Here is a 3,372-nt window from a genome sequence, read left to right as displayed (position 1 = left end):
GCGTCGGCCACCACGGTCAGCGCCTGACCGACCTGACCGGCCAGCGCCTGCAGCGCGGCGTCATCGGTGGATTCCAGTGCGGCCCTTGCCCGCCCGAGGCTGTCGGCGGCGCTGCCACCGTCCACGTCGTCGAGTTCACCGGAGAGCGCCGCCCGCGCGGTTGCGACGGCTTCGCGCAACGTGTCCAGTTCGGACAGCCGCAGAATGTCGGCGACCAGCGCATCATCCTCACCCGGCTGCGGGTCGACGGTGTCAATCTCGTTGAGCGCGAACTTCAATCGGTCCGCCTCCTGGGCCAGCTCGCGGGCCCGGTTGCGACGGTCGATGAGATCGCGCCGGGCCGTCAGCCACGCGTCGCGCAGTTTCCGGTAACGCTCCAATTTGGGAGCGGTGGCCGCGAACCGGTCGAGCGCGCCCCGCTGTTCCTCGGGCCGCATCAGCCGCAGCTGGTCATTCTGCCCGTGCAGGGTGAGCAGCTCTGTGGTGAAGTCGCCCAACGACTTCGCGGGCACGCTGCGACCGCCGAGGTAGGCCCGCGAAGGCCCGTCACGGCTGACCGAGCGCAGCGCTATTACGCTGCCGTCCTCATCGCGCTCCCCACCTGAGGCTTCCAACATCTCGTCGAGTTGGGCGACCACGGCGTCATCGAGATCGGCTGTGGTGAAACGGCCTTCGACGACGGCGCGTTCGGCTCCCGATCGCACCCTGTTGGCGTCGGCGCGCGCACCGCCGAGCAGGTGCAGCCCGGTCACCACCATGGTCTTGCCGGTACCGGTCTCGCCGGTCAGCACCGTCAGGCCGCGGTCGAACTCCCCGACCGCGGCGCTGATGGCGCCCAGCGCCTCGATGCGGATTTCAGTCAGCATTCAGACAGCACCCGAGCCGCGCCGTCAGTTCCCGCGCCACCCGGTCACCGGCAGCCGGAACTTGCGAACCAACCGGTCGGTGAACGGGGCGCTGTCCAGGCGTGCCCATTTAACCGCTGTGTCGCAACGTTTTACCTCGATCCGGGCACCGGCCGGTATCAGCATTTCGCGCCGACCGTCGCAAAACACCAGTGCGTCATGACCGTCCGCCTCGACCTCGATCGCGATGGTGGCGGCGGGGCTGGTGACCATCGGGCGACCGAACAGCGCGTGAGCGTTGTTGGGTACCACGAGAATTGCCTCAAGGTCGGGCCATAGCACCGGCCCGCCGGCGGAGAACGCATAGGCGGTGGATCCGGTGGGGGTCGACACCAGCACCCCGTCGCAGCCGAATGCCGACACGGGCCGCCCGTCGATCTCGACGACCACCCCGAGCACACCCAGCCGCGGCCCCTTCTCCAGGCTGACCTCGTTGAGCGCCCATCCGTGCTGGATGGTGCCGTCTTCATGACGCACGATCACATCGAGCGTCAACCTGTTCTCCACCCGATAGTTCTGGGTGACAACATGTTCCAGCACTGTGTCGATGGCATCCGCCTCGGCTTCGGCGAGGAAGCCGATGCGGCCGAGGTTGACGCCGAGCACCGGCAGATTGGCGTTGCGGGCTAGTTCGGCCGCCCGCAGGAAGGTCCCGTCGCCGCCGAGCACCAGCACCAGTTCGCAGCCTTCGGCGGCCAGCGGATCGGCGTCGACCACCTCGATCTCGACACCCATCGCCCGCATGTCGTCGGGGGCGAGGCCCAGTGGGCCCCGGTCGACAGCCTCCGCGGACAACACTCGCAGACCAATACCGTTGTCGCCCAGCACTTTCTGCACCCGGCGGGCGGTCTCGGTGGCTTCCTCACGGCCGGTGTGCACCACCATCAAGACCGTGCGGGGAGCGGATTCGTTCACTGTGGCCCGCTTTCCACCGCGCGTTGCACCGCCGCCGCCAGCCCGTCACCGGCCAAGCCCCGATCGGTCCGAGCACGCAGCCATAGGAAGTATTCGACATTGCCCGACGGACCCGGCAGCGGGCTGGCGGTGACGTCGACCGTGTGCCAGCCCAGGTCAGTGGCGCGGCGTGCGACGCCGAGTACGGCATCGATGCGCAACTCGGGGTCGAGGACGACTCCCCCGGCCCCGACCTGGCCTTTGCCCACCTCAAACTGCGGCTTCACCATGGGAACGATATCCGCGTCCGGGGTTGCACAGCCAGCCAGCGCGGGCAACACCGTGGATAGCGAGATGAACGACAGGTCCGCCACCACCAGATCGACCGGGCCACCGATCGCCTCGCGCGACAGCTCACGGGCGTTGGTGCGCTCGACCACAACCACGCGCGGATCGCTGCGCAGCGACCAGGCCAACTGGCCGTATCCCACGTCCACGGCAACCACTTCGGCGGCCCCGCGGTCGAGCATGACTTCGGTGAACCCGCCCGTCGACGCGCCGGCGTCCAGGCAGCGGCGGCCCGCCACCGCGATCTCGAAGGCGTCCAGCGCCCCGATCAGCTTGTGCGCCCCGCGGGAGACCCAGCCACGTTCGCTGTCGTCAGCGACCGTCAGGGCCGCGGTGACAGCGACGGCCGTGCCCGGTTTGCGGGCCGGCATGCCGTCGATGCTCACCTTCCCCGCGCCGATCAACTCCGCGGCCTGCTGACGAGACCGGGCGAGGCCGCGTCTAACCAGCTCGGCGTCAACGCGGGCGCGTCGAGACATGAGCACGCTCAACCCTTCTCCGCTGACTCCAGTGCGGCCAGCAGCACATCGTGCGCCTCGGAAAGACGGCGTGCTATCTCTTCTAGCTCGTCGAGCGACGGCTCCTTCTGGTCTGGGCCATCCTCCGGCCGGGGCAGCCGGGCAAGCAGAGCGTCGATTTCAGCGCGAATCTCATCAGGGTCGATACTCATCGCGTTCCTACGCTAGTCATCCGTCAGTCGGTGTGCACCAAAGACCAGCGCTGCAGCGCGTCGCGGGCCCGGTCGTCGCCGGCCTCGATGCGCGCCGGCCGGCCGTCCGAATCGGAGTTCTGCCTGCCCCACATCGCGCTGGCGACGGCGCGAACGATCGACAGGCCATCCCCGTCATCCGGGCCGCTACCGCTGACCGTCAACGCCGTTTCATCGATGTCGACACGCCAGCCCGACTGCGGCCCCACCGCCAGTCGCTCGCCGTCCTGGTGCAACGAGCGCAGATCGTTGCCGATATAGGTGGGTCGCTGGGCGGGCTCGGCATACACCGCGTCCCGCGCGGAATTGACCCCGGTGAGCACCATCAGGCTGGGCAACTCGGCGGCGTTGGCACCTTCGATGTCGGTGTCCAGCCGGTCACCGACCACCAGGGGCGCACGGAAATCGCCCCGGGCCGCGGCGTCCTTCAGCAGGCCGGGCGCCGGTTTGCCCGCGACCTGCGGCTCGGCGCCGGTGGCGGCCCGCAGCGCGGCCACGAAAGCCCCGTTCCCGGGT

5 protein-coding genes are annotated in these 3,372 nt (G+C 69.1%); all 5 read right to left on the bottom strand.

Annotated elements, in window-relative coordinates; genetic code table 11:
- Positions 1-866 (bottom strand): AAA family ATPase (locus tag JOZ00_RS21205; RefSeq protein WP_293347548.1); only part of this gene is annotated, 866 nt, incomplete at its 3' end.
- Positions 867-890: 24 nt separating this feature from the next.
- Positions 891-1,820, bottom strand: coding sequence for an NAD kinase (locus JOZ00_RS21200; protein WP_293347545.1), 930 nt, complete (start codon positions 1,818-1,820; stop codon positions 891-893).
- Positions 1,817-2,626: a TlyA family RNA methyltransferase gene (locus tag JOZ00_RS21195; protein ID WP_293347551.1), complete on the bottom strand. Its 810-nt coding sequence runs from the start codon at positions 2,624-2,626 to the stop codon at positions 1,817-1,819. Before JOZ00_RS21195 ends, JOZ00_RS21200 begins: the two co-directional genes overlap by 4 nt.
- A gap of 8 nt (positions 2,627-2,634) precedes the next feature.
- Positions 2,635-2,817, bottom strand: coding sequence for a hypothetical protein (locus JOZ00_RS21190; protein WP_293347542.1), 183 nt, complete (start codon positions 2,815-2,817; stop codon positions 2,635-2,637).
- A 23-nt stretch (positions 2,818-2,840) separates the two neighbouring features.
- A partial coding sequence (locus tag JOZ00_RS21185; RefSeq protein ID WP_293347539.1) for an HAD hydrolase-like protein occupies positions 2,841-3,372 on the bottom strand: 532 nt, incomplete at its 5' end.

This window comes from Mycobacterium sp., assembly GCF_019243155.1.
GTDB lineage: Bacteria > Actinomycetota > Actinomycetes > Mycobacteriales > Mycobacteriaceae > Mycobacterium.
Note: the sequence above shows the minus strand (reverse complement) of the source record. Positions and strands in the feature narration are given on the sequence as shown.